Below are 24697 nucleotides of genomic sequence, written 5' to 3'. Positions count from 1 at the left end.
CCGGGCGTCAGCCGGCGGCCTCGTTCTTGTCCTTGTCCTCGCCGCCGAGGCGCAGGATCCCCCGGTAGGACAGCCAGGTCACGCCGGCACTGACGAGGCCGGTCGGGATCACGACGGCGAGCGTGTCCCAGGTCCCGTCGCCGTCGAGCCAGGCACCCACCTCGCCCAGGGCGACGGCGCCGGAGAAGAGCGTGCCGCCGATCGCGGCGAGCAGCACGAGGACCAGGGCGAGGACGACCACGACCTTCCCGACCGCGAGGGCGAGCAGACCGGTGGTGCGCCCGAGGCCGTCCTCGTCCACCTCCCGGGCCGCACGGGCCTGGCTCGCCTGCTTGATCACCTCCTGGTCCGGGCGCCCGGGGGCCGCCGGTCGGGGCACGGGCACGACGAGGGCGGCGTCCACGTGCTCGTCCACGAGCCGGCCGAGGTCCGTGACGCGCAGGTCGTCGTGCAGCGTCGGTTCGAACGGGACGCGCGCTCCGTCCAGGCCGACCAGGAGCCGCCCGCCGTCCGGGTAGGCGACCAGGGCAGCCGTCTCGTCGAACCGGACGGTGGTGGTGCGCCGCCCGTCGCGGAGCGTGACGCCGTCCTCCCCCACCCTGATGGTCGCGTCCACGTCGACGCGCTCGAAGGCCTTGCCGGGGAGCGGTTCGCCCGCCCCGGTCCGGAGCACCTCGGTCCCCGCCCAGCCGGACCCGACCGGCGTCACCAGCAGGCCGGAGTCCCAGACCTGGCGGGCCAGTTCACGGACGTCCTCGACGGTCACCCGCGCCACGGCGGACCGGCGCTCGGCCGGTGCGGGGACGGGCCGGCCGAGCAGGGTCAGCACGGCGTCGTCGTGGAGCCACATGGCGTCCTGGTGCGGTTCCTCGTACGCCGCCAGCAGGTGGGCGCGCGCCGACTGCAGCTCGTCGTCGGCCACCGCGAACCGCAGCCGTCCGAGCGTGTCCAGGAACTCGCCGGTCGCCTGAGCGGCGGTCTCGGGCCGGAGCCCGGCGGCGATCTGGAGGCTGGCCTGGCGCCCGTCGAGCGTCCCGATCACGGCGGACACGTCGTACGTCCAGCCGCGGTCCTGCCGCAGCCCCTGGAACAACGCCCGTCGGGCGACCTCGGCGAGAACCGTCAGCGCCGGGGTGTCGGGCACGACGGCGTCCCACAGGACCCGCGAGCCGCCGGCAAGCGCCTCGGCCGGGAGCGGGGCCGCCGGCCCGACGACCTCGGGCGGCGGCAGCGTCGTGCCGGTCGGACCGGCGGGCAGGGCGAGGTCCAGGTCGGGGGCGGTCTCGCCGGTGACCCACACGACGGCGTTGGCCGCGGCGAACCGGTCCCGCGCCCAGCCGCGCAGCTCGTCGTCCGTCACCCTGTGCAGCCCCAGGAACTGGCTGGGCCCGAGGCCGTAGGCCCGGAGCCCGAACCGCCAGGGCTGCACCGCGCCGTCGTCGGTGCGCTCCTCCAGCGCCCGGGTCTCGGTCGCCCGGTGCCGTACCGGCAGGTCGGCGAGAGCCAGGGAGAGCTCACGGAGCGTGCTGCGGACCCGCTCGTCGGCGGCGCTCACCTGGACGTGGGTGACGGTGGGGCCCACCGAGGCGGAGATGTCGAGGCCGGGCCGTTCCACCGCGCGCAGGGCGAGGGCGACCACCAGGGCGGTGGTCCCGCTGGTCGGCAGGGTCTCGTCGGCGTACCCGACGCGGAACACGAGGCCCCCCACGGTGCGGCCGGGCCGCTGCGCGTAGAGCACACGGGCACGGGTCGGGGTGGTCGCGGTCATCGGCGCTCCTTCGGGTGTCGCTTCTTGATCAGCCCGAACGTCGCCCAGCCGAGGGCGAGCACGGGCAGGAAGCCCAACGAGAGGTCGACGTCGAAGACCTCCCGCAGCAGCACCTGGCCGCCACCGAGGACGAGCAGCCCGGCGACCCACAGGCCCACGACGAGGGCCACCGTCGCGGGGACCGAGCGCGGCCCGGCGTCCTTCGTCGCCCGCTGCCGTTTCGTCGGCTTCTCGGGCGAGCTGGGTCGCGGCACCGGGATGTCGCCCGGGTCGCGCCCCGGCAGGTGCACGACGACGTCGGCGGGCACGTGCGCGTCCACGTGCTCCGCGACGGCCTCGGCGGTCAGGCCCTCGTACAGCGTCGGTTCGATCACCACCCGGAACCCGTCGGCGCCGGTGAGCACCCGTGCGCCGTCGGGCACGGTCTCCAGCAGCACGCAGCTCGCGAACCGGACCACGACGGTGCCGCGGGAGGTGACCAGGCCGACGCCGTCGACGGCGAGGACGAGCGAGACGTCGGGGGCATCGATCCGCGCGAACGTCCGCCCGTGGATGGTCCCCTGCGACCATTCCGGGGCGGGGACGATCCCCGCCCAGTCGAGGGCTCCCGGCCCGTACCAGAGGGCGCTGCCCCACAGCTCGCGGGCGACGCCGCGGACGTCGTCCGCGGTGACCTGCTCGACGCGGGCGGCGATCCGCGCGGGCCCCTCGTGCGGGCGCCCGGTGACCGTCCGGTAGGCCAGCGACGGCAGCAGGTCGGCCGGTGGCGCCGCCGCGACCTGGGCCAGCTCCTCGGCCACAGCGGCCCGCGCCTCGGCCAGGTCGTCGTGCGCGACGTGGAAGCGGAGCCCGTTCAGCGCGTCGGCGAGGCCGCCGACCGCGGCGTCCGGGCGGCCCTCGGCCTGGACCACCACCGACAGCCGCGCCCGTTCGGCGTCCAGGGCGTCGTGGGACACGTCCGCCGTCGTCGCGATGTCGGCGTCCCGGCGCAGGTCACGGTGCAGGACCTCGCGGATCACGTGGGTCGCCACGTCCGCGGCGGCCCCGCGGGTCACCAGCGCGTCGAGCGCGACGCCGTCCCGCAGGCCGCCCAGAGAGGCCGGGGTGCCGTGGAGCACGTCGCTGACCGCGGGCGGAGACATGCGCCGCCCGGAGGGCAGCGTCAGGTCGAGACCCTCCGGCACCGCGTCGGCGGTGATCCAGGCGACGGCGTTCTCCCGCGTGAACCACGTGTCCGCCCAGCTGCGCACCTCGTCGGCGGTGATCCGGTCGAGCCCGCGCTCGCCGTACCCCACGAGCCCGTGGTCGCGGGCACCGTGCCGGTTCAGCCTCAGGCGGCCGACGACTCCCGGGTTCCGCCCGTCGCCCTCGGAGCGCAGGATGTCCTTCTCGGTCTCGAACCGGTCGAGCGGCAGGTCACGCAGCGACGCGCACACGTCGTTGAGGTAGCTCACGACGTCGCCCGCGGTACCGGCCACGTGGAAGAGCGTCACGTCGGAGCGGGTCTGCCCGTTCAGGTGCGCCTCGCTGAGCACCTGGGTGCGCAGGGCGAGGTGCTCGATCAGGTGTGTGATGCCCGTGAGGGCCAGCGTCTCGTCCGCCGAGCCGACCCGGAACACGATCCCCGCACCGACGTTCCCCTCCCGGGGCGCGAGCAGGACCGGTACCCCGTCGACCTCGGTCGCGGTGACGCCCGGGAAGTCCGCCAGGTCCGGGAGCGTCAGGGCGGTCATGCTCGCGCGCCCGAGCGTGCGGCCGCCTTCGCGGCCGTGTCGCGGTGCTTGCGGTACAGCCGCTCGGCCCCGGGCTCGTAGTAGCCCCACATACCCTGGACCGGGACGTCACCGAGCGCCTCGAAGTGCGGCCGCGCCTCGGCGGGCAGCTCGGCGAGCGAGAAGAACAGCGCGAGGTTCGCGTGCACCGTCGCCGTCGCCGCCGTGCGGACGTGGTCGGGGTGCAGCACCGTGCTCGCGGCCACGCCGCGGACCCGGTCGATCATCTCGGGCGGAGTGGCCTTCTCGCCGTCGACGTACCGCTCGATCGCGAGGTCGACGACGAGGGCCGGGCCGAGCGCCCCGGGGGCCGCGCCGTCTGCGCACTCGGCGACGAACCGCGACGTCTCCTCCCACGACCCGCTCCACTTGGGCAGGATCTGCTGGAGGTACACCTGCTGCGCCGCGAACACCCGCGGGTCGAGCGCGGCGAGGCGGTCGTACCGACGGCGTGCCTCGCCGTGCCCCAGCTCCAGGCCACGGGCCGTCGTGATCCGGGCCTCCCAGGCGGGCACGAACCCGGGGTGCTCCGCGCACACGTCGAACAGCAGCCGTTCGGCCCGCCGCAGCCAGTCGTGGAACTGCTCGAACTGGTTCGCCGAGACGTGCTCCGCGCGGGCGTGCGAGCGGATCGACCAGCCGACCACGACGTAGCGCAACGCGCGCAGCGTCCGGGTGAGCGGCGTGCCGTCGTCGGCCGCGTCGATCGCCGCAGTGAGCGGGAGGTGATCCTCCTCGGAGGCGTCGCCACAGATCGCCCACAGCGCGGCGATGACGTCGTCCGGTGCGATGAGCCCGCGGACGACGGCGAGCGCCGCCGCCGGGTCGCGCGCGTCCCGGGCCGCCCGCAGGGCGGCGCCGTCGGGCACGTGGGCCAGCGGGTCGAAGAAGGTCGCGGTCGGCGCCGCGTCGCGTGTGGTGGCCATCGGTTACCTGTCCGGGGGTCGAGATCCTGGGGGGCGTCGGTGCCCGACCGGAGATTACTGGCGCCGCGGGCGCCGCCCGGGCGAAAACGGGCCACGACCCGGGTGAACTTCCCGAAAGCACTCGGAACGGTCATCTCGCCCCGGAGCGAGGGTGCGCGGGCACGGCACCGGACCTGCGAACATGAGCGGGTGCGAGAGATCAGGCAGAGCCGCAAGCTGAAGTCCGTCCGGTACGACGTCCGGGGTCCGATCCTGGAGGAGGCGTACCGGCTGGAGGCCGAGGGTCACAAGATCCTCAAGCTGAACATCGGCAACCCCGCGCCGTTCGGGTTCGAGGCGCCCGAGGCGATCCTGGCGGACATGATCCACCACCTGCCGCAGGCGCAGGGGTACAGCGACAGCCGCGGCATCTACTCGGCGCGCACGGCCGTGGCGCACTACTACCAGTCGCACGGCATCGACACGCACGTGGACGACGTCTACATCGGCAACGGCGTCTCCGAGATGATCAGCATGGTGCTGCAGGCCCTGACCGACGACGGCGACGAGGTGCTGGTCCCGGCGCCGGACTACCCGCTGTGGACCGGGGCCGTGAGCCTGCAGGGCGGCACGCCGGTGCACTACCGCTGCGACGAGTCCAACGGGTGGAACCCGGACCTGGAGGACATCGAGTCCCGCATCACACCCGCCACGCGCGCGCTGGTGATCATCAACCCGAACAACCCGACGGGCGCGGTGTACAGCGAGAGCACGGTCAAGGGACTGGCGGAGCTGGCGCGCAAGCACGACCTGGTGCTCCTGAGCGACGAGATCTACGAGAAGATCCTGTTCGACGGCGCCACCCACCACCACACCGCGACGTTCGCCGCCGACGACGTCCTGTGCATCACGTTCAGCGGACTGTCCAAGGCGTACCGGATCTGCGGCTACCGGTCGGGCTGGGCCATGATCTCCGGCCCGAAGCACCGCGCGACCGACTTCATCGAGGGCCTGACCCTCGTCTCGAACATGCGCATGTGCGCCAACGTGCCGGCGCAGCACGCCATCCAGACGGCGCTGGGCGGCTACCAGTCGATCGACCACCTGGTGCAGCCCGGCGGCCGGTTCTACGAGCAGGCCATGCTCGCGGACAAGCTGCTCAACGAGATCCCGGGCGTGACCTCGGTGCGCCCGCGCGGCGCCCTGTACTGCTTCCCGCGCCTGGACCCGGAGATGTACCCGATCAAGGACGACGAGGCCTTCGTGATCGGCCTGCTGCGGGCCAAGAAGATCCTGGTGACGCACGGGACGGGCTTCAACTGGCCCGAGCCCGACCACTTCCGCCTGGTGACGCTGCCCGACGTCGACGTGCTCACCGAGGCTATCGGCCGCATCGCGGAGTACCTGGAGGAAGAGCGGGCCTGACGCTCGCGGCCGACCTCCCCTTTGAGACCTCAGTTTCTTCGCCTTGCGGGGCCGCACAGCGAAGAAACTGAGGTCTCGAGAGGGAGAGCGCCCTCGGCGCCGGCCAGCCGGGCGTGGACGTGCATGTCGTGGTGCCCGTCCGCGTGCCGGGCGGCACCGCGCCGGGTCCCCTCCCAGACGAACCCGGCCTTCTCCGCGACGCGGCAGGACGCCGGGTTCAACGTCGAGTGCTCCAGCTCCAGCCGCCGGAACCCGGCGTCGAACGCCCAGGCGCTCGACGCCGTGACCGCCTGCGGCGCCACGCCCCGGCCCCGGGCGGCCGGGACGGTCCAGTAGGCGATCTCGGCGACGCCGTCGAACAGCTCGAGGTCCTTGAGCGCCAGCCGCCCGAGCAGTGTCCCGTCGGCTGCGGCGACCGCCCACTCGAGGCGACGCTCCTGCGCCCAGGCCCGCTGCCAGCCCGCGATCATCCCGCGCGCCTCGTCCGGCGAGTCGATCCGGCGCACGTGCCAGCGCTGGATGTCGGGATCCGCGTAGGCGGCCTGGAGGGCGACGGCGTCCGTGTCACGCCAGGGACGCATCGTTGCGCCGTCCGTCAGGGGCAGCGTGGGCTGCGCCAGCTCCGCCAGGGTGCCCGGGGTGATCGTGTACGGGGCGAGTTCAGCCATGCCAGCACGATAGGTTCCCGCCGGGCCACGAACGGTCCGCGGTGCGACCGGTCACGGGGTGGCCTGGACGTCGCCGGTACGGGCGATGGCGCTCAGGTGGGCCCGCGCCTGGTGCACCACCGGGTTCGTCTCCGCGCGGGCGGCGAGCTCGACCAGGGCGACCAGGTCGGCGGACCGGGCGAGATGGACGGCACGTCGCCGGTCGGGGCCGCCCGCGCCGACGGCTTCGGACCACCCGTCCAGGACGCCCTCGACGTAGGGCGGCTCCCGGTCGAACCGCAGCAGGTTGCCCAGGTCCGTGGCCGGGTGGCCCGCGTGCGCGAACTCCCAGTCGAGCACGCCCGTGACCTGGAGCGTGGCCGGGTCGACCAGCACGTTCTTGGGGTTCAGGTCGCTGTGCACCAGGCACGGCGCGGCCCCCTCCAGGTCGACGGCGGCCCGCTCGGCGACCTTCCGCAGGCCGGCGACCTCGCTGTCGGACCAGCCGCCGCCGACCAGGCCGGGCGCGTGGGCGTCGACCCAGTCGGGCAGCCAGAGGTCGAACGGGTCGATCCGCAGGTCCGCGCCGGCAAACAGCCCGGTCCGCGGCATCGGCGTCGCGGCGAGCGTTCCCGCGGCCCGGCCGAGCCCGGTGCCCAGGGCGCGGAGCGCGACGGCTCGGCGCCCGCCCTCCCGGTCTTCCGCGACGAGGCGCGCGAGCACCAGGTCGCCGCGCTCCCCCGGCAGCAGTTCCGTGACCAGCAGCCCGGGCAGCGCACTGTCGCCGTCGTGCACCTCGCGGACGGCCGGGACCGGAAGGACGGCGCGGACCCGGTCGAGCAGCGCCGCCTGGATCCGCGCGGCGTCCGGGGCGTGCCGCGCGTCGGCGAAGAACCGGACCACGAGCCGGTCCCCTCCCCTCGCCGCGGGCGACGGGGTCGCGAGGAACGTCTCCCCCGACCACCCGCCCGTCAGCGGCTCCAGGAGATGGCCGGGCAGGCGCGGGTCGACGCGCGGGGTCGGGGGCTGCATCAGAAGAGGGTCTCGTTCCCGACGTCCGCGCCGATGGATGCCGCGCCGGCGCCGTCGGACCGCACCCCGGTGAACGCACCGCGCGGGTAGTCCCCCTCGGCGTGCTGGTCGCCGGACAGGTCCCCGGACACGTCGCGCGTCCGATGCATCGCGGCCCCGCCCAGCCCGCGCTCGCGGATCAGGGGACGTACCCGCTCCCAGAGCCAGTCGCGGTAGCCCCGGTGCGCGTAGGCGCCCCGCGCGTAGACGCGGCCGTAGCCGTCGACGAGGTGCGGGTGGTCCCGTGCGAGCCAGCCGAGGTACCACTCGCGGGCGCCGGGTCGCAGGTGCAGCGGCAGCACGGTGACGCCGGTCGCGCCGGCCTCGACCAGGTTGTCGAGCAGCCGTTCGAGGTGCGCGAGGGAGTCGGTCAGCCACGGCAGCACCGGTGCCACCATCACGCCGCACGGCAGGCCCGCCGCCCGGATCGCGCGGATCAGGTCGAGGCGGGCCTTCGGCGTGGGGGTGCCGGGCTCGACGGCCTGCTGCAGTTCCCTGCCCGACGGCGTGTCGGCGAACGCGAGCGAGACGCCGAGGCCGATGTCGACCTTCTGCGCGGCCTCGACGAGCAACGGCAGGTCGCGCCGGAGCAGCGTGCCCTTGGTCAGGATGGAGAACGGCGTGCCCGAGTCCGCGAGCGCCGAGATGATGCCCGGCATGAGCCGGTAGCGGCCCTCGGCCCGCTGGTACGGGTCGGTGTTGGTGCCGAGTGCGACGGCCTCATGGGTCCAGGTGCGCTTGGCCAGCTCGGCTCGCAGCACCTGGTCGGCGTTGACCTTGACGACCACCTGGGAGTCGAAGTCGTGTCCGGCGTCGAGGTCGAGATATTCGTGGGTATTTCGGGCAAAGCAGTAATAACAGGCATGACTGCATCCGCGGTACGGGTTCACCGTCCAGCGGAACGGCATCTGGGACGCCGCCGGCACCTTCGACAGCGCGCTCTTGGCGAGCACCTCGTGGAAGGTCACGCCCGCGAACTCGGGTGACCGGACGGTGCGCAGGAGCCCGGCGCCGCGCAGACCGGGTAGTTCCAGCCCGGGCAGCGCGCCGTCGTCGTTCGAGATTGCCTGACCGTTCCAACGCATGACCCGATTCGAACACTCGTTCGAGGAGACGTCAAGCTGTCCACAGGCTCACCCGGAACAGCCCGTCAGGGCAGCGGCGCCTCGCACGTCGCCGCCGGGACCCCGTCGGCCGACACGACGGCCGCGACGCGCCACTGCGCGCGCTCGGCCGCGGACAGGGCGCGCGGCGGCTCCACGGTCAGGATGCCGTCGCCGGGGACGGCGTCGCGGACGGTCGGGTAGGCGGTACCAGTGGCGTCGGTGAAGGTCACCGCCACGGCCGAGCCAGCCGGCGCCGTGACCGCGAGGTGGTCCCGCGGGTCCGGCAGGCGCAGGCCGAGGACGTCGCGGTACTGGTCCACCCAGCCGACGGACACGCCGGCCGGGCAGACGAGCACGACGTGCTCGGCCTCGACCGGGCTGAGCGCGAGCACCGCGGTGGACCCCGCCAGGCTCGCGCCGAGCACGATGGCAGGCGCGGAGAACCGGCGGCATACCCGGCGCGGCGCGTGCAGCCGGTTGTCGTCCGGGGCGTCCGCGTGCTCGCGCACCGTGCGGTGCGGGTTCCGCGCCCACCGCGTCCGGACCAGCCTTCCGGCAGCCCGGATGCGACGTCGTCTCATCGGCGCCGCGCCGGGCACGCCCGTCACCCCGACGAGCGACTGCTCCCAGTGCTCGCCGAGCACCCCGTCGTCGACGCGTCCCGAACCTGTCATCGGCTGTCCCCTCGGCCCGCCGTGGGCCGAGAGGCGGCCGGCGGCGTCGTTCACATACCGGGTCTCATCGACCCGACGCGAGGCTATCCGAAGGCACGTTCAGGACTCCGGGCAAACCGGACAACCTGCTCCAGTTCACCCACTGGGTCACCCTCGCGCCACCGGGCTGACGTCGAGCCGGGCGGCCCGCGATCGGAGCGAACCCGTTCGGGTAGGTTGCCCCGGTGATCACGCGTCGAGAGGGCTGGCCAGAACGAAAGGCCGGACTCAAAGGTTCTGCCGTCACGGCCTGCCTCGTGGCCGCTGCAGGAGCCGCGATCGTGATCATCCACCTGCTCGGCCCGTCGGCGGGCCGAGCGAGCCACAGCAGCACCGAGGACTGCACCCCGACACCGGCGGCAGCCGACCGCCAAGAAGGGTTATCCGTGCCGGCACCGGCTCGCACCGCACCCGAGGACGCGGCGCTGTACGCCTTCGAGACGTGGGCACCCATGCTGAAGCTCGTCAGGGCCGAGCATCCGGAGCTGTGCGCGTGGTCCGGCGACTACGGTCCGGGGGCCTTCAGCCTCCCCCTGGCGAAGACCTCCGACGAGTCCGAGTACACCCTGGCGCTCATGGACGCGACCGAGCCGCTGAGCTCAGCGCTCAAGGATGCCGGCAGGAGCTCGATCAGCTTCTCGGTCCGGTTCGCGCCGGACGGACACACCGTCGTGACGCCGGCAGCCGAGTCGCCGACCACGAAGGTCCACCGTGCCTTCGGGTCGAACACCGCCGGGCATGTGGTCCTGGTCGACGGCGCGGTGCCCGAGCCCGTCCGGCGCGAGCCCCGGACATACCCAGGACGCGGGCCGGCCCCGTCGGCCGACCCCGAGCTGCTGGAACGGGTGCTGCGCGAACGGATGCCCGACGCGGTCGGGGCCACCGAGCAGGAGCTCACCGCCCTGGAGAAGCGGCTCGGCATGCCGCTGCCGCCCGAGCTGCGCGCGGTGCTGACCGTGACGCGGGCGAAGTACGGCGACTACGGCCCGTACGGCGAGGACGACCGCTACGAGCGGGACACCACCGCGCTCGGTGGGATCGAGCAGTTCGAGACGGACGGCATCGAACGCGCCTCAGTGGCTGACGTCCGCAAGGGCCTGCCCTTCGACTTCCTCGCCCGCGAGGCCGTGGTCACCTGGCCCGACTCGCCGGTCCAGGGCCTGGTGGCCCCGTCGGAGTGGATCGTGATCGGCGACCTCGGGGGGACCGGCGACTGGGTGGCCATCGACCTGGCGCCGGGCCCCGCCGGCCACGTCGGCCAGCTCGTCGTCCTCAGCCACGAGTCCGACGTCGGCGCCTGGCTGCTGGCCGACTCGATCACCGACCTCGTGCTCCACGGCGAAAACGCCTCGCCTCAGGGCGAGACCGTCACGGAACCGCCCGCAGCGGTGATGGTCAACAGTGCCGAGGGCATGACCGTCGAGGCCGCCGCGACCGAAGAGCTCGAGGTACTGGGGATCGGGCACTGGGACACCGCACCGTCGGACCTCTCTCCACTCGTCGGGCTCCCAGCGCTGCGCACGGTGACCGCCGAGCCCGGCACGGTCGCCGACCCCCTGGTCATCGGGCGGCTCGACCACCTCGAGTATCTCGAGATCGGCCTGGACGAATGGCAGGCACTGATCGCCGCAGATGCCGTCCCCAAGTCCCTGCTCGCCGCCGGGATCTCCGGGTCCGACCTCGACCGGGCGGAGGTCGACGCGGTCTACGACACGCTCATCCGGCTGTGGGGCGGCGAGGGCCTGCGCACGGTGACGATCGAGGGCAACCTCTGACGCCCGAGTTGTTTTTGCGCAGATTTTACCTATAAGCCATGACTGCCATCATTTACCCCGCTACGGTCGAGCAATGCAGAAAGTGACCGCGCGTTCGACGGCGCTCGCCCTGGTGTGCTTCGCCCTGACCCTGGTGCTGGTCACGGCAGCCCAGGTCCGCCTGGCCGCGTCCGGCCAGGCGGCCACCCCGATCACGGTCGCGTCGGCGATCGCCACCCAGAACGGCTCGTCCGCAACGGTGCGCGGGTATGTCGTCGGGCAACCGACTGCCACCAGCACAGTCGTCACCAGCGGGTTCCCGAACGATTACGCACTTGCCCTGGCCGACGCCCCTGGCGAGAGCAGCACCTCGCGCATGGTCTACGTCCAGATCCCCGCCGCATTCCGTAGCAGCTTCGGTCTCGCGTCGAACCCGGCCCTGATGGGCAGGCAGCTCGACGTCACGGGTGCCCTGACGTCGTACTTCGCCCACCCGGGGCTCAAGGACGGCACCACGTTCGCCGTCGTCGGCAACGGCGGGGGTGGCGGTGGCGGCGCGATCCCCACCGGCTACTACGACGCGGCGGCGGGCAGGACCGGCACAGCGCTGCGCTCGGCCCTGCACGGCATCATCGACGATCACACCGGCGTGAGCTACGCGACCGTCTGGACCGCGCTCCAGGAGACCGACGAGGACCCGAGCAACCCGGACAACGTCATCGAGTTCTACTCCGGCGAGTCGATCTCGAAGACGCTCAACGGCGGCGACCCCGACGACTGGAACCGAGAGCACACCTGGGCCCAGAGCCACGGCGACTTCGGCACGGCCACCGGCCCGGGCACCGACCTGCACCACCTGCGGCCCACTGACGTCACCGTGAACTCGACCCGGGGCAACAAGGACTTCGACAACGGCGGCTCGGCCGTCTCCGAGTGCCCGGACTGCTTCACCGACTCCAACTCGTTCGAACCCGCCGACCAGTTCAAGGGCGACGTCGCACGCGCGCTCTTCTACATGGCGATCAGGTACGAGGGCGATGACGGCTGGCCGAACCTGGAGCTGAACGAGTCGACCTCGAACGGCTCGGTGCCGTTGCACGGGAAGATCTCCGTACTGCTCGCCTGGCACGCCGCCGACCCCGTGTCAGCGGCAGAGATCCGTCGCAACGACATCATCTACGACGACTGGCAGCACAACCGGAACCCGTTCATCGACCACCCGGAGTGGGCCGAGTCGATCTGGTGACCGGCGGGTGCGCACCCGCCTCGTCATCCGAGGCGGGTGCGCAAGGTTCAGGTCGGCCGGCGGGGCACCGGCCGGCCGGCGGTCAGCCCTGCGGGACCACCCGCGGCCAGCGGTCCTCGACCGGCGGGGCCCACGTCGCGGCGTCGGCATCGACCTGGTCGCCGGAGCGGATGTCCTTGACCTGGTCGGCGCCCACGACGCCGTCCTCCCCCGCGGAGCCCGGGAACCAGACGAACGGGATACCGCGCCGGTCGGCGTACTTGATCTGCTTGCCGAACCTGGCGGCGCTCGGCGCGACCTCCACCGGGATGTCCCGGGCGCGCAGCGCGGCGGCCACGGCGTCGGACGTCGCGCGCTCCTCCTCGGACGCCACCGCGACCAGCACGGCGGACGGCACCGAACGTGTCGCCTCCACCAGGCCGGCGGACAGCAGCCGCGAGACGAGGCGCGAGACGCCGATCGACAGGCCGACACCCGGGTAGGTGTTCTTGCCGTCGGACGCGAGCGTGTCGTACCGGCCGCCCGAGCAGACCGAACCGAGCTGCTCGTGCCCCACCAGCACCGTCTCGTACACCGAGCCGGTGTAGTAGTCGAGGCCGCGCGCGATCTTCAGGTCGGCCACGACCACGCCCGGCGCGCGCTGCGCCGCCGCGGCGATCAGCGCGCCCAGCTCGGCGAGGCCCGTCTCCAGGAGCTCGGTCACGGCGCCATAGGACTCGGCCAACGCCCGCACCTCGTCGATCACGCCGACGTCCGACCCCGAGATCGACGCGAGCGCGAGGCAGGCCTTGGCCTGGTCGTCGGTGGCACCGCACTCGGTCACCAGCAGCTCGGAGACCTTCCCCGGGCCGATCTTGTCGAGCTTGTCGATCTGGCGCAGCACGCCCTCGACGTCGTCCAGCCCGACGCCGCGGTAGAAGCCCTCAGCCACCCGGCGGTTGTTCACCAGGATGCGGACCGGCGGCAGGCCGATCTCGCTCAGCGCGCCGAGCGCCTCGGCCATGACCAGCGGCGCCTCGACCTCGAAGTGGTAGGGCAGCTCGCCCGCGCCCACGATGTCGATGTCGGCCTGGACGAACTCGCGGAAGCGGCCGTCCTGCGGGCGCTCGCCGCGCCACACCTTCTGGATCTGGTAGCGGCGGAACGGGAACGCGATGCGGCCGGCGTTCTCCAGCACGTAGCGGGCGAACGGGACGGTCAGGTCGAAGTGGAGGCCGAGCTGCTTCTCGGAGCCGGAGCGGGCGGCGCCGTCCTCCTCCTGGAGGCGGGACAGGACGTAGACCTCCTTGGAGGTCTCACCCTTGCGCAGGAGCTGGTCCAGCGGCTCCACGGCCCGCGTCTCGATCCCGGCGAACCCGTGCAGCTCGAAGGTGTGCCGCAGCGTGTCGAGGACGTGCTGCTCGACGATGCGACCGTCAGGGAGCCATTCGGGGAAACCGGAGAGAGGAGTGGGCTTTGCCATGCCTCAGATCTTCCCACGAGCGGCGACCCGTCAGCCCGGGTTTTCCACAGCCTGGTCGACCAGCCCGGCGAGCACGTCCAGCTCGCCGCGCTCGTGCCACGCCAGCCGGCGCAGCACCTTCACGCTGGTCCAGCTCCCGTGCTCGGGCCAGACCCGGGACAGGTCAGGCGCCATCGTGGAGACCACGCGCCGCACGTGTGCGCCGGACTCCTCGAGCTCCGTCACCACGTCGCCCGCCCGCTCCCGCGCGGGCAGCCCCAGCAGCGGCAGGTAGTAGCGCGACTCGGTGTCCGCGATGTGGAACGCGAGCTGTTCCACCGTGTGCCAGGAGGCGTAGGCCGGGAGCCGCCGTCCGGGATCGCGGTAGCCCAGCACGCCCGGCGGGGCGGCCCGGACCAGGTCGAGCGTCCTGGCCCTGGTGCGGGCCAGGATCGCGAGCGTCGCCCCGCGCTCCGTGTCCGACGCCGGCGCCAGGTCCCGCTCGAACACCGTCTCGTCCCCGCTCTCGGCCCGGACCACGCGTTCGACGACGTCGATCGAGTCCGCCCCGGAGCCGTCGGCCCCAAGCCCGCACCGGTCGGCGAGGTCGGCCAGCGCGGCGGCGTCGTCGGGCCCCTGGCCGCAGGTGCCCCAGTGCGCCAGGTCGAACGTCCACGCGGCGGACCAGCCGTCCTCGGCCATCCCCGCGCGCGTGTCGACGTACGCCCTCACGTGCCGTCCCCGGCGAGGAACGGGTTGGTCGCCAGCTCGCGGGCCACCGTGGTGGCGGGCCCGTGCCCGGGGACGACGGCGAGCGCCGGGTCGAGGCCGCGCACGACGCCGCGCAGGGTCGCGCCCATCTCCTGGTCCGAGCCGCCGTGCAGGTCGGTGCGGCCGACGGAGCCGGCGAACAGGACGTCGCCGGTCAGCACCACCTCGTCGTCGAGTCGGTAGAGCGTGGACCCCTCGGTGTGGCCCGGCGCATGCACGGCGTGCAGCGTGACGTCGCCGAACGTGAGCACGGCGGACCCGCCGGGCGTGGTGAACGGCTCGACCAGGTCGGGCGCCCGGTAGTCGTCGCGGTGCAGCCCGAGCGCTGTCTCCAGGGCGGGGCTGAGCGTGCCGAACGGGTCGGCGAGGCGGTAGGCGTCGGCCTCGTGCAGGCGCATCGGGATCCCGTACCGCGCGCACAGGGCTCCGGCGTCCCAGGTGTGGTCGGCGTGGCCGTGCGTGGCGAGGACGGCGCGCGGCGTCAGGCCGGTGTCGTCGAGCAGGCGCCCGACAGCGTCGGCGACCCCCGCGCCGGCGTCCACCACCACGCAGTCCGCGCCCGCGGACACGACACAGCAGTTGGTCCCGAAGACCGGCGCGACCACGACACGAAGCTCCACGCGGCCCACGCTAACGGCTCGCGTCGGCCCTGGCAGAGGCTTCTTCACCCGTCGCCGGCGGCGCTCAGACAGTATGACCTGGCATCCGATGCCTACACTGTCCCCGCACGGGGTGATTCGCCCCGGATCCATCAGGTGAATCGGTCGAGCGTGACCGCGCCCCGGGTCGGGGCGAGCACGAGAGAGCACGGGGAAGGGAACGCGGTGGCTTCCACCAAGCAGCGGCAGCGCGCGCAGCAGGCCAGGCAGGCCGAGAAGCGGACGCAGCGGCAGGCGGCCAAGCGCGCGCACAAGCAGCGCCTGTGGACCCTGGTCGCACTGTTCACGGTGCTGGCGCTCGTCGGCGCCTTCGTGATCGCCGCGCTGGTCAACTCGGGTGCGCCCGAGGCGGGCGACGACACCGAGGCGGGCGCGGCCACCGGAGCCTGCCCGGCCGGCGTCGAGGAGGCGCGGGACACCTACGAGCTCGCCGACCCGTCCGTGGCCGAGGACCGCACCTGGACCGTCACGCTGCAGGCCTGCTCGGGCGACACGACCGCCGACATCGTGCTCGAGCTCGACGGCGCGGCCGCGCCGCAGGCCGTCGCCAGCTTCGTGACGCTCGCGCAGGGCGGGTACTTCGACGGGACCGGCTGCCACCGCCTCACGACGCAGGGCATCTTCGTGCTCCAGTGCGGCGACCCGACCTTCACGGGCTCCGGCAGCCCGGGCTACTCCTTCGGGCCCATCGAGAACGCCCCCGAGGACGACCTCTACCCCGCCGGCACCGTCGCGATGGCGCGGCGCGGCGACGACGCCGAGTCCATGGGCTCCCAGTTCTTCCTCGTCTACGAGGATTCGACCATCCCCTCCGACACAGCCGGCGGGTACACGGTCTTCGGCAAGATCACATCCGGCCTGGACTTTGTCCAAGCAGTCGCTGACACGGGCGCGGTAGACGGTGCACCAGACGGTGAGCCTGCCACCCCGGTCACCATCGAAGGAGTTGAGACCCAGTGAGCGAACCCACTTCTCGCTCGACCGAGCCCGTCCAGCAGGACGCGCCCGTCGAGCCCGTGGCCGAGACTCCGACCGCAGCCGAGGCACCCGCCGAGGCGGTCAGCGAGGCGACCGAGGCAGCCGCCGGGGCGGACGCGACGGAGGACGCCGCCGAGGCGACCCCCGAGGCCCCCGCGACGGAGCCGGCCGCCGAGGAGGCTCCCGTGGCCGAGGCCGAGGTTCCCGCGGAGGACGCTCCCGCCGAGGAGACGCCCGCCGCGGAGGCTGAAGCTCCCGCGGAGGACGCTCCCGCCGAGGAGACGCCCGCCGCGGAGGCCGAGACTCCCGCTGAGGACGCTCCCGCCGCGGAGACGCCCGCCGCGGAGGCCGAGGCACCCGCGGAGGACGCCGCTCCGACCGAGGCTCCTGCCGAGGAGACTCCTGCCCCCGAGGCCGAGGCGCCCGCCGAGGACGCTCCCGCCGAGGAGGCTCCGGCTGCCGAGGCCGAGGCCGCTGCCGAGGAAGCCCCGGCCGGCGAAGAGGCTCCGGCCGGCGAAGAGGCTCCGGCCGCGGAGGCTGAGGCCCCCGCCGAAGAGGCCGCCGCGGACGAGGCACCCTCCGAGACCGAGGCACCCTCCGAGACCGAGGCACCCGCCGAGGAGGCTCCGGCCGCCGAGGCCGAGGCCCCCGCCGCGGCTGCTGCCCCCGCCCCGAAGCCCGCGACCCCGAAGCCGTCGGCGATCCCCTCGCCGGCCGCGCTCGCCCGGCCGCGTGCACCCAAGCCGGGCACGCCGTCGGCCCCCGTGGCGCAGTCCGCCCCGGCGACGGCGCCCGCACCCGTGGTGCCTGCCGCCGCCGACGCGGTCGCGCACGCCGAGGCGGAGAAGTTCGGCCGCGTCGACGACGAGGGCAACGTCTACGTCAACGACGGCGACGGCGAGCGCGTCGTGGGCCAGTTCCCCGGTGTCACCACCGAGGAGGCGCTCGCGCTGTACGTGCGCCGCTACCTCGACCTGAGCGCGAAGGTGGGCCTGTTCGAGGCCCGGCTGGAGAGCGCGGACCTGTCGGTGCGCGAGATCGACCAGACGCTGCAGAAGCTCGGCGAGGAGACCGCCGAGCCCGCCGCCGTCGGCGACCTGGCGGGCCTGCGGACCCGGGTCGAGGACCTGCGGGGTCGCGCCGCGGAGCGCCGCGCCGCCCTGGAGCAGGCACGCTCCGCCGCCAAGGCCGAGGCCGTCGCGTCGCGTACCTCGATCGTGGAGGCCGCCGAGAAGATCGCGGCGACCGACCCGAGCAAGATGCAGTGGCGCCCGGCGGGCGAGGAGCTGCGCGCGCTCCTGGACCGGTGGAAGGACGCCCAGCGCTCCGGGCCGCGTATCGACCGCCCCACGGAGGAGTCGCTCTGGAAGCGGTTCAGCCACGCCCGCACGGCGTTCGACCGCGAGCGCCGGCACTTCTTCGCCGACCTGGAGCAGCGCAACAGCGCCGCGAAGACGGAGAAGGAGAAGCTGGTCTCCGAGGCGGAGGCGCTGTCGAACAGCACCGACTGGGGCTACACCGCGGGTGCGTACCGCGACCTGATGACGCGCTGGAAGGCGGCGGGCCGGGCGTCCCGCAAGGACGACGACGCGCTGTGGGCCCGGTTCCGGGCCGCGCAGGACCGGTTCTTCCAGGCCCGGGACGCCGAGAACGCCGTCATCGACGCGGAGTACGGCGAGAACCTGAAGGTCAAGGAGGTCCTGCTGGAGGAGGCGGAGGCACTGCTTCCGGTCAAGGACCTGAACAAGGCCAAGGCCGCCCTGCGCAACCTGCAGGAGCGCTGGGAGGAGGCCGGCAAGGTCCCTCGCGGCGACATCCAGCGCATCGAGGCCCGCCTGCGCGCGGTCGAGACCGCGGTCCGTGACGCCGACCAGGCGCAGTGGAAGCGCACCAACCCGGAGACGCGTGCGCGCGCCGAGGGTGCGGCGGCGCAGCTCGAGTCCGCTATCGCGGGTCTCGAGGCGGATCTCGCGGATGCTCAGGCCAAGGGCGACAAGCGCAAGGTCTCCGAGCTGGAGGCCGCCGTGGCGGCTCGCCGCTCGTGGCTGGAGCAGGTCGTCAAGGCCGCGGAGGACTCCCGGGGCTGAGGTTGTCCACAGCGGGCCCGGTCGCGCTCTGCGCGACCGGGCCCGCTGCGCGTAGGTTCTGCGCATGCTGTTCCCGTCCCTCGCCGCGCTGCTCGACCCCGAGCCGACGGCGCCGCCGCTCCTCGTCACCCCGGCGCACGTCGGCGGGCCGGTGGCGTGGGCCGAGCTGCGGCGTGCGGGGGCGCTGGTCGAGCTGCACGACGGCGCGGCGGTCGCCGCGGGTTCCGTGGTGGGCCCGGCGCACCGCGCCCTGGCGCTCGCCCGCGAGGTACCCGCGCGCTGCGTGCTGGGCGCCGCCACGGCGGCGTGGGTCCACACGGGCCTGTACGACGGCGTGACGGCGCCGGCCTGGCCGGAAGGCGCCCAGGTCGAGCTGGCCTACTCCCCCGACACCCACCGGCCCGTGCCGCGCCCCGGCCAGGTCGCGCGGCGTGCGCCGGGTCTCGGGCGGGACACCGAGCACCTCGCGGGGGTGCCGGTGACCCGGCGGGTGCGGACCGCCGTCGACGTCGCCTGCACCGCCTCGCCGGAGGCCGCCGTGCCCGTCCTGGTGGCCCTGGCGAGGGCAGGGACGGACCTGGGCCAGGCCACCGCGCTCCTGGACCGGCGGGCCCGCGTGGTCGGCCGGCCGGCGGCGCACCGGGCCCTTTCTGCGGCGCGGGAGCTGCTGGCGGGCTAGGTTCGGTCCATGGCCGGATCCAAGACACCCGCAGTGGAGCTCGACGTCGCGGGCCGCACCGTGCGCGTGACGAGCCCGGACCGCGTCGTCTTCCCACGCGGCATCACCAAGCTCCAGGTCGTCGAGTACTTCGTCGCCGTCGCCGACGGCATCACGGGCGCCCTGCTGCACCGCCCCACCACGCTGGAGCGCTGGCCCAAGGGCTGGCACGAGGGCGCGCACCTCGCCACGCGCATGCCCAAGCCGGACGACCCGAAGGGGGACGGCTTCTACCAGAAGCGCATCCCGAGGGGCGCCCCGGGCTACGTGGAGACCGCGACCATCGCGTTCCCGTCGGGCCGGACTGCGGACGAGGTCTGCCCCACGGAGCCCGCCGTGGTGGCGTGGGCGGCCAACATGGGCACGCTCACGTTCCACCCCTGGCCGGTGCGGCGGGACGACGTGGAGGCGGTGGACCAGCTCCGCATCGACCTGGACCCGCAGCCCGGCACGGACTTCTCCGACGCCGCCGCCGTGGCGCCGCACCTGCGGGAGCTGCTCGGCGAGCTGGACCTGCGGGGGTACCCCAAGACGTCCGGCGGCCGGGGGCTGCACGTGTTCGTGCCGCTGGAGCCGCGGTGGACGTTCATCGAGGCGCGGCGGGCGACCATCGCGATCGGGCGCGAGCTGGAGCGTCGGCTGCCCGGCCAGGTCACCACGCGCTGGTGGAAGGAGGAGCGCGGCGAGGCGATCTTCGTGGACTACAACCAGATGGCCCGCGACCGCACCATCGCCTCCGCGTGGTCGATCCGGGCGAACGGCCGGGCGACGGTCTCGATGCCCCTGGACTGGGACGAGGTGGCCGACGTGCACCCCGACGACTTCGACGTGCTCACCGCGCCCGGCCGGTTCGCCGAGCGCGGCGACCTGTTCGCCGCGCTGCGCGCCGACCGGGACCCGGCGCTGGACTGCTCGCTGGACGCCGCCCTCGACCTGGCGGTCAGGGACGAGGCCGACGGCCTGGAGGACCTGCCCTACCCGCCGGAGTACCCCAAGATGCCGGGCGAGCCCAAGCGGGTCCAGCCGAGCCGCGACAAGGACCGCGACCGCAGCAAGGACGCCGCGGCGGAGTGACCCGCCCGCGGCCGGGCCGCGACCGGTGCGGCCGTCAGTGCGACCGCAGCGCCTTGATCAGGTCGTCCTTGCGCATCGTGGACCGGCCCTCGATGCCGATCTCCGCGGCCCGCTTGCGCAGCTTCTCGACCGTCCAGTCGTCGTAGTCGCCGGACGTGCCGCCCTTGCGGCCGACGCTCTTGCGCGACGTGTTCGCCGCCGCGTTCGCGATGCGGGCGGACTTCTCCTTGGAGCTGCCCTCGTCGCGGAGCTTCTCATACAGCTCCTTGTCCTTGACGCTCGGTCCGGGGTCACGCTTCGGCATGGTTGCTCCTCCCGACGGTGCTGGACGTGCCTCTCCACCATCACGCGATCTCACCCCGCTCGCACGCTCGCGGACCGATGAGTCCGGCACCCGCCCGGCGTCCGACAGGCATGGGAACGCTGCGCTACACCGCGAACATGTCCGCCGACGGGTACACCGTCGACGCCGAGGGAAGCTTCGACTGGGCGCAGCCGACCGACGAGCTGCACGGGTTCATCAACGAGAACGAGTCGGACGTCGCCGTCTACGTCCACGGCCGGCGCATGTACGAGACGATGGTCTACTGGGAGACCCACGACCCGGGGCCCGACCCCAACCCGTACACGGACCGGTACGCGCAGATCTGGCAGGGCGTCGACAAGATCGTCGCGTCGTCGTCCCTGCCGCAGGACGCCGTGACGTCGGCCCGGACCCGGCTCGTGCGTGACCTCCAGCCCGGCGAGCTGCGGCGCATCGTGAACTGCGCGCCCGGCGTCGTCTCGATCGGCGGGCCCACCGTGGCCGCGCCGTTCATCCGGCAGGGTCTCGTGGACGACTTCCGCTTCGTGGTCTACCCCGAGGTCGTGGGCGGCGGGCTGCCGGCCCTGCCCCCGGACGCCCGGCTGCGGCTGCGCCTCGTGGACTCCCGGACCTTCGACAGCGGGTGCGTCTACCTGCGCTACGCGCCGCGCTGAGGCAGGCTCGTACCCGTGACCACACTCAACCTGCCCGTGCAGCCCCCGGTCCGGCCGATGCTCGCCAAGAGCGTGCCCTCGGTGCCTGCCCAGCCCGCCGGCGACGACGCCGGCCCCGCGTACGTCTACGAGCCCAAGTGGGACGGGTTCCGCGCCATCGTCTACCGCGACGGCGACGAGGTACGCATCGACTCCCGCAACGCCAAGCCGATGGAGCGCTACTTCCCGGACGTCGTCGCCGCCGTCCGCGACGCCCTGCCCGAGCGGTGCGTGGTCGACGGCGAGATCGTCATCGCCCAGCGGCCCGGCCACGGCGCCGCGCACCTGAACTTCGAGCTGCTGTCCCAGCGCATCCATCCCGCGGAGTCCCGCGTGAACATGCTCGCCGAGACGACTCCGGCCGCGCTCGTGGTGTTCGACGTGCTGGCGCTCGGCGACGACGACCTCATGGACCGGCCGCTGACCGAGCGGATCGCGGCCCTGGACGGCCTCGGCCTGACCGGTCCGCTCGTGTTCGCGACGCCCCGCACCCAGGACGCCGCGGAGGCCGCGGAGTGGTTCGGCTCGTTCGAGGGCGCGGGCCTGGACGGCGTCGTCGCCAAGCTCGCGGACGGGCCGTACGCGCCCAACAAGCGCACCATGCTCAAGATCAAGCACACCCGGACCGCCGACGTCGTGCTGGCGGGATACCGGCTGCACAAGACCTCGACACCCGAGCAGCCGCTGCTCGGCTCGCTGCTGCTGGGCCTGTGGGACGAGACCGACGACGGTCCGCGCCTGCAGTTCGTAGGCGTCGCGGCGTCGTTCCCGGCCACCCGGCGCGCCGAGCTGATCGCGGAGCTCGCGCCGCTCGTCGTGGAGCCCGGGACGCCCGCGGCCGAGGAGCACCCGTGGCAGGGGTGGACCGACCCCACGAAGGCCGAGGCGGGCGACCGGCTCCCGGGCGCACAGTCGCGCTGGAGCGCGGGCAAGGACCTGTCGTTCACTCCCCTGCGGCCCGAGCGCGTGCTCGAGGTGGGCTACGACCACATGGAGGGCTCCCGGTTCCGGCACACGTCCCAGTTCAAGCGCTGGCGCCCGGACCGCGAGCCGGCGTCCTGCACGTACGAGCAGCTCGAGGAACCGGTCAGCTTCGACCTCGGCGAGCTGCTGCCGGGGGCTCCGGGGACGGCCTGACCCGAGTCAGACGCACAGGTCACCGGAGGGACCTGTACGTCTGACAGGACGGTTCAGACCGGCAGCTGCGGCCGCTCGACCGGCTTGGTGCCGGTGATGCGGTGCACGTCGAACACACCCTCGACCTTGCGCACGGCCGACAGGACGGTCGCGAGGTGCGCGGGCTCGGCCATCTCGAAGATGAACCGGGAGACCGCCAGCCGGTCGTCCGACGTCGAGACGAACGCCGACAGGATGTTCACGTGGTTCTCGGACAGCACGCGGGTGACGTCGGACAGGAGCCGGGAGCGGTCGAGCGCCTCGACCTGGATCTGCACGAGGAACATCGTGTTCGCGCCCTGCGTCCACTCCACCTCGACCAGGCGCTCCGGCTGCTTGCGCAGCCCGTCCAGGTTCACGCAGTCCGTGCGGTGCACGCTCACGCCCTGACCGCGGGTCACGAAGCCCACGATGTCGTCGCCCGGCACCGGGGTGCAGCACTTGGCGAGCTTGACCCAGACGTCGGCGGACTCGGAGCCCTTGAGCATGACGCCCGGGTCGCCCGACCGCACGCGCCGGGCGGTGAGGCCACCCGGCCGGGCCGCCTCGGCGACGTCCTCCTCCGCGCCGTCCGCCCCGCCGAGCGCCTTGACCAGCTTCTCGACCACGTGGGCCGAGGAGATCTGTCCCTCGCCCACGGCCGCGTACAGGGCGGACACGTCCTGGTAGTTCATCTCGTCCGCGACCCCGACGAGGGTCTCGTGCGACATGAGGCGCTGGATCGGCAGGCCCTGCTTGCGCATCGCCTTGGCGATCGAGTCCTTGCCGGTCTCGACGGCCTCCTCGCGGCGCTCCTTGGTGAACCACTGGCGGATCTTGTTGCGCGCACGCGGCGACTTCACGAACCCGAGCCAGTCCCGGCTCGGTCCGGCCGTCTCCGACTTCGAGGTGAGGATGTCGACGACGTCGCCGTTCTCCAGCGGGGAGTCCAGCGGCACCAGACGGCCGTTCACGCGGGCGCCCATGGTGCGGTGGCCCACCTCGGTGTGCACGGCGTAGGCGAAGTCGACGGGTGTGGCGCCGCCGGGCAGCGCCATCGCCGAACCCTTCGGCGTGAAGACGTAGACCTCGTCGCCGCCGATCTCGAACCGCAGCGAGTCGAGGAACTCCGCCGGGTCGGCGGTCTCCCGCTGCCAGTCCACGAGCTGGCGCAGCCAGGCCATGTCCTGGTTCTTCGGGTCGTTGCCGCCCGCCGCCGGCGTCTTCTCCTTGTACTTCCAGTGCGCCGCGACGCCGTACTCGGCGCGCCGGTGCATGTCGTGCGTGCGGATCTGGATCTCCACGGGCTTGCCGCCCGGGCCGATCACCGTCGTGTGCAGCGACTGGTACATGTTGAACTTCGGCATCGCGATGTAGTCCTTGAACCGGCCGGGGACCGGGTTCCACCGCGCGTGCATGGCGCCGAGCGCCGCATAGCAGTCGCGCACGGTGTCCACGAGGACGCGCGTGCCGACCAGGTCGTAGATCTCCGCGAAGTCGTGACCGCGCACGATCATCTTCTGGTAGATCGAGTAGTAGTGCTTCGGCCGGCCGGTCACGGTGGCCTTGATCTTCGCGCTGCGCAGGTCCGACTCGATCTGCCCGCGCACCACGCCGAGGTACTCCTCGCGGGCGGGCGCGCGCTCGGCCACCAGGTGCACGATCTCGTCGTACACCTTGGGGTACAGGGTCTGGAAGGACAGGTCCTCCAGCTCCCACTTGATCGTGTTCATGCCCAGCCGGTGGGCCAGCGGCGCGTAGATCTCGACGGTCTCGCGTGCCTTGCGCTCCGCCGACTTGGACGGCACGTACTTCCAGGTGCGGGCGTTGTGCAGGCGGTCGGCCAGCTTGATGACCAGCACGCGGATGTCCTTGGCCATGGCCACGACCATCTTGCGCACGGTCTCGGCCTGCGCCGCGTCGCCGTACTTCACCTTGTCGAGCTTGGTCACGCCGTCCACGAGCAGCGCGACGTCGTCACCGAACTCGCCGCGCAGCGTGTCCAGGGAGTAGTCGGTGTCCTCCACCGTGTCGTGCAGCAGCGCGGCCGCGATCGTGGTGCCCTCGAAACCGAGCTCCGCGAGGATCGTGGAGACCGCGACGGGGTGCGTGATGTACGGGTCGCCGCTCTTGCGCATCTGCCCGCGGTGGGCCTTCTCGGCCACCACGTAGGCGCGCTCGATCAGGGCGACGTCGGCCTTGGGGTGGTTGCTGCGGATCGCCTGCAGCAGCGGCTCGATCGCCGCCGGGGTGCCGCCACCGATGCTGCGCACGCCCAGACGCACCAGCCGGTTGCGCATCCGGTTACCGCCCGGAGGGGTGGGCGGGTTCTTCTCGGGCACCGGAGCGCGTGACACCGTGTTCTCCGCCATGTACGCGCCTCCTTCCCC

General features: G+C 73.2%; 21 protein-coding genes. 9 read left to right on the top strand and 12 right to left on the bottom strand.

Annotated features, from left to right (window positions below; translation table 11 throughout):
- Nucleotides 1–7: 7 nt before the first annotated feature.
- Genes ACIPN7_RS21630 through ACIPN7_RS21620 form a run of 3 tightly spaced genes read right to left on the bottom strand, consistent with a single transcriptional unit; the run spans nt 8 to nt 4466 of the window.
- On the bottom strand, nt 8–1768 hold the full coding sequence (locus ACIPN7_RS21630) for a M16 family metallopeptidase (protein ID WP_400547040.1): 1761 nt from the start codon (nt 1766–1768) through the stop codon (nt 8–10).
- Entirely contained in the window at nt 1765–3501 is a 1737-nt protein-coding gene (locus ACIPN7_RS21625) for a hypothetical protein (RefSeq protein ID WP_400547037.1), read from the bottom strand. The genes ACIPN7_RS21630 and ACIPN7_RS21625 overlap by 4 nt, the downstream gene beginning before the upstream one ends.
- Complete coding sequence (locus ACIPN7_RS21620; protein WP_400547035.1) at nt 3498–4466, bottom strand: hypothetical protein; 969 nt, start codon at nt 4464–4466, stop codon at nt 3498–3500. Before ACIPN7_RS21620 ends, ACIPN7_RS21625 begins: the two co-directional genes overlap by 4 nt.
- Nucleotides 4467–4655: 189 nt before the next feature.
- On the opposite strand from ACIPN7_RS21620, the gene ACIPN7_RS21615 reads away from it, so the two are divergent.
- A complete protein-coding gene (locus ACIPN7_RS21615; protein WP_400547032.1) occupies nt 4656–5870 on the top strand; it encodes a pyridoxal phosphate-dependent aminotransferase in 1215 nt (404 codons plus the stop codon).
- A 29-nt stretch (nt 5871–5899) separates the two neighbouring features.
- Here the strand turns inward: ACIPN7_RS21615 and ACIPN7_RS21610 are convergent, their stop codons facing one another.
- From ACIPN7_RS21610 to ACIPN7_RS21595, 4 genes are all read right to left on the bottom strand, one after another.
- Nucleotides 5900–6538, bottom strand: a complete 639-nt coding sequence (locus tag ACIPN7_RS21610; protein ID WP_400547029.1) for a GNAT family N-acetyltransferase — start codon at nt 6536–6538, stop codon at nt 5900–5902.
- Between the two features lie 51 nt (nt 6539–6589).
- The gene (locus ACIPN7_RS21605) at nt 6590–7549 is read right to left on the bottom strand and encodes a phosphotransferase family protein (RefSeq protein WP_400547026.1); all 960 of its coding nucleotides are present in this window, start codon (nt 7547–7549) and stop codon (nt 6590–6592) included.
- A complete protein-coding gene (locus ACIPN7_RS21600) occupies nt 7549–8673 on the bottom strand; it encodes an Rv2578c family radical SAM protein (protein ID WP_400547023.1) in 1125 nt (374 codons plus the stop codon). Before ACIPN7_RS21600 ends, ACIPN7_RS21605 begins: the two co-directional genes overlap by 1 nt.
- A gap of 65 nt (nt 8674–8738) precedes the next feature.
- A complete protein-coding gene (locus ACIPN7_RS21595; protein WP_400547020.1) occupies nt 8739–9368 on the bottom strand; it encodes a hypothetical protein in 630 nt (209 codons plus the stop codon).
- A 425-nt stretch (nt 9369–9793) separates the two neighbouring features.
- On the opposite strand from ACIPN7_RS21595, the gene ACIPN7_RS21590 reads away from it, so the two are divergent.
- Both ACIPN7_RS21590 and ACIPN7_RS21585 read left to right on the top strand, forming a co-directional pair.
- Nucleotides 9794–11182: an SMI1/KNR4 family protein gene (locus ACIPN7_RS21590; RefSeq protein ID WP_400547017.1), complete on the top strand. Its 1389-nt coding sequence runs from the start codon at nt 9794–9796 to the stop codon at nt 11180–11182.
- A 73-nt stretch (nt 11183–11255) separates the two neighbouring features.
- The gene (locus tag ACIPN7_RS21585; protein WP_400547014.1) at nt 11256–12407 is read left to right on the top strand and encodes an endonuclease; all 1152 of its coding nucleotides are present in this window, start codon (nt 11256–11258) and stop codon (nt 12405–12407) included.
- An 82-nt stretch (nt 12408–12489) separates the two neighbouring features.
- Here ACIPN7_RS21585 and hisS read toward each other — a convergent pair whose 3' ends face one another.
- The 3 genes from hisS to ACIPN7_RS21570 are packed head-to-tail and all read right to left on the bottom strand — an operon-like array spanning nt 12490 to nt 15239.
- Complete coding sequence (gene hisS, locus ACIPN7_RS21580; RefSeq protein WP_400547011.1) at nt 12490–13869, bottom strand: histidine--tRNA ligase; 1380 nt, start codon at nt 13867–13869, stop codon at nt 12490–12492.
- 30 nt (nt 13870–13899) lie between these two features.
- Nucleotides 13900–14580, bottom strand: a complete 681-nt coding sequence (locus ACIPN7_RS21575; protein WP_400547009.1) for a hypothetical protein — start codon at nt 14578–14580, stop codon at nt 13900–13902.
- Nucleotides 14577–15239: an MBL fold metallo-hydrolase gene (locus tag ACIPN7_RS21570; RefSeq protein ID WP_400547006.1), complete on the bottom strand. Its 663-nt coding sequence runs from the start codon at nt 15237–15239 to the stop codon at nt 14577–14579. The genes ACIPN7_RS21575 and ACIPN7_RS21570 overlap by 4 nt, the downstream gene beginning before the upstream one ends.
- A 204-nt stretch (nt 15240–15443) precedes the next feature.
- Here ACIPN7_RS21570 and ACIPN7_RS21565 point away from each other — a divergent pair, with 204 nt between their 5' ends.
- The 4 genes from ACIPN7_RS21565 (at nt 15444) to ACIPN7_RS21550 (ending at nt 20135) form a co-directional block, all read left to right on the top strand.
- Complete coding sequence (locus ACIPN7_RS21565) at nt 15444–16238, top strand: peptidylprolyl isomerase (protein WP_400547004.1); 795 nt, start codon at nt 15444–15446, stop codon at nt 16236–16238.
- Nucleotides 16235–18343 carry a DUF349 domain-containing protein gene (locus ACIPN7_RS21560; protein ID WP_400547002.1) on the top strand — a complete coding sequence of 703 codons (2109 nt, stop codon included), beginning with the start codon at nt 16235–16237 and terminating at the stop codon, nt 18341–18343. Before ACIPN7_RS21565 ends, ACIPN7_RS21560 begins: the two co-directional genes overlap by 4 nt.
- A 64-nt stretch (nt 18344–18407) precedes the next feature.
- Nucleotides 18408–19022: a hypothetical protein gene (locus ACIPN7_RS21555; protein WP_400546999.1), complete on the top strand. Its 615-nt coding sequence runs from the start codon at nt 18408–18410 to the stop codon at nt 19020–19022.
- 9 nt (nt 19023–19031) lie between these two features.
- Nucleotides 19032–20135 carry a DNA polymerase domain-containing protein gene (locus ACIPN7_RS21550; protein ID WP_400546997.1) on the top strand — a complete coding sequence of 368 codons (1104 nt, stop codon included), beginning with the start codon at nt 19032–19034 and terminating at the stop codon, nt 20133–20135.
- A 34-nt stretch (nt 20136–20169) separates the two neighbouring features.
- On the opposite strand, the gene ACIPN7_RS21545 is transcribed toward ACIPN7_RS21550, so the two are convergent.
- Nucleotides 20170–20439, bottom strand: coding sequence for a Rho termination factor N-terminal domain-containing protein (locus tag ACIPN7_RS21545; RefSeq protein ID WP_400546994.1), 270 nt, complete (start codon nt 20437–20439; stop codon nt 20170–20172).
- A gap of 77 nt (nt 20440–20516) precedes the next feature.
- Here ACIPN7_RS21545 and ACIPN7_RS21540 point away from each other — a divergent pair, with 77 nt between their 5' ends.
- Nucleotides 20517–21113 carry a dihydrofolate reductase family protein gene (locus ACIPN7_RS21540; protein WP_400546991.1) on the top strand — a complete coding sequence of 199 codons (597 nt, stop codon included), beginning with the start codon at nt 20517–20519 and terminating at the stop codon, nt 21111–21113.
- Between the two features lie 15 nt (nt 21114–21128).
- Nucleotides 21129–22289 carry an ATP-dependent DNA ligase gene (locus tag ACIPN7_RS21535; protein ID WP_400546988.1) on the top strand — a complete coding sequence of 387 codons (1161 nt, stop codon included), beginning with the start codon at nt 21129–21131 and terminating at the stop codon, nt 22287–22289.
- 53 nt (nt 22290–22342) lie between these two features.
- Here the strand turns inward: ACIPN7_RS21535 and ACIPN7_RS21530 are convergent, their stop codons facing one another.
- Nucleotides 22343–24679 carry a bifunctional (p)ppGpp synthetase/guanosine-3',5'-bis(diphosphate) 3'-pyrophosphohydrolase gene (locus tag ACIPN7_RS21530; RefSeq protein ID WP_285102433.1) on the bottom strand — a complete coding sequence of 779 codons (2337 nt, stop codon included), beginning with the start codon at nt 24677–24679 and terminating at the stop codon, nt 22343–22345.
- Nucleotides 24680–24697 lie beyond the last annotated feature (18 nt).

The sequence above is a fragment of the Promicromonospora sp. NPDC090134 genome (assembly GCF_044746965.1).
Classification (GTDB): Bacteria; Actinomycetota; Actinomycetes; order Actinomycetales; family Cellulomonadaceae; genus Promicromonospora.
The sequence above is the reverse complement of the archived record's forward strand: the minus strand, read 5'-3'. Positions and strand labels throughout refer to the sequence as shown.

Bases quoted from the DNA above. Each gene is read 5' to 3' on its own strand.
- ACIPN7_RS21595 (WP_400547020.1), bottom strand. From the start codon at position 9,368: ATGACAGGTTCGGGACGCGTCGACGACGGGGTGCTCGGCGAGCACTGG.
- ACIPN7_RS21630 (WP_400547040.1), bottom strand. From the start codon at position 1,768: ATGACCGCGACCACCCCGACCCGTGCCCGTGTGCTCTACGCGCAGCGG.
- ACIPN7_RS21550 (WP_400546997.1), top strand. From the start codon at position 19,032: ATGGCCGGATCCAAGACACCCGCAGTGGAGCTCGACGTCGCGGGCCGC.
- ACIPN7_RS21605 (WP_400547026.1), bottom strand. From the start codon at position 7,549: ATGCAGCCCCCGACCCCGCGCGTCGACCCGCGCCTGCCCGGCCATCTC.
- ACIPN7_RS21555 (WP_400546999.1), top strand. From the start codon at position 18,408: ATGCTGTTCCCGTCCCTCGCCGCGCTGCTCGACCCCGAGCCGACGGCG.
- ACIPN7_RS21545 (WP_400546994.1), bottom strand. From the start codon at position 20,439: ATGCCGAAGCGTGACCCCGGACCGAGCGTCAAGGACAAGGAGCTGTAT.
- ACIPN7_RS21585 (WP_400547014.1), top strand. From the start codon at position 11,256: ATGCAGAAAGTGACCGCGCGTTCGACGGCGCTCGCCCTGGTGTGCTTC.
- ACIPN7_RS21610 (WP_400547029.1), bottom strand. From the start codon at position 6,538: ATGGCTGAACTCGCCCCGTACACGATCACCCCGGGCACCCTGGCGGAG.
- ACIPN7_RS21600 (WP_400547023.1), bottom strand. From the start codon at position 8,673: ATGCGTTGGAACGGTCAGGCAATCTCGAACGACGACGGCGCGCTGCCC.
- ACIPN7_RS21620 (WP_400547035.1), bottom strand. From the start codon at position 4,466: ATGGCCACCACACGCGACGCGGCGCCGACCGCGACCTTCTTCGACCCG.
- ACIPN7_RS21540 (WP_400546991.1), top strand. From the start codon at position 20,517: ATGAGTCCGGCACCCGCCCGGCGTCCGACAGGCATGGGAACGCTGCGC.
- ACIPN7_RS21625 (WP_400547037.1), bottom strand. From the start codon at position 3,501: ATGACCGCCCTGACGCTCCCGGACCTGGCGGACTTCCCGGGCGTCACC.
- ACIPN7_RS21530 (WP_285102433.1), bottom strand. From the start codon at position 24,679: ATGGCGGAGAACACGGTGTCACGCGCTCCGGTGCCCGAGAAGAACCCG.
- hisS (WP_400547011.1), bottom strand. From the start codon at position 13,869: ATGGCAAAGCCCACTCCTCTCTCCGGTTTCCCCGAATGGCTCCCTGAC.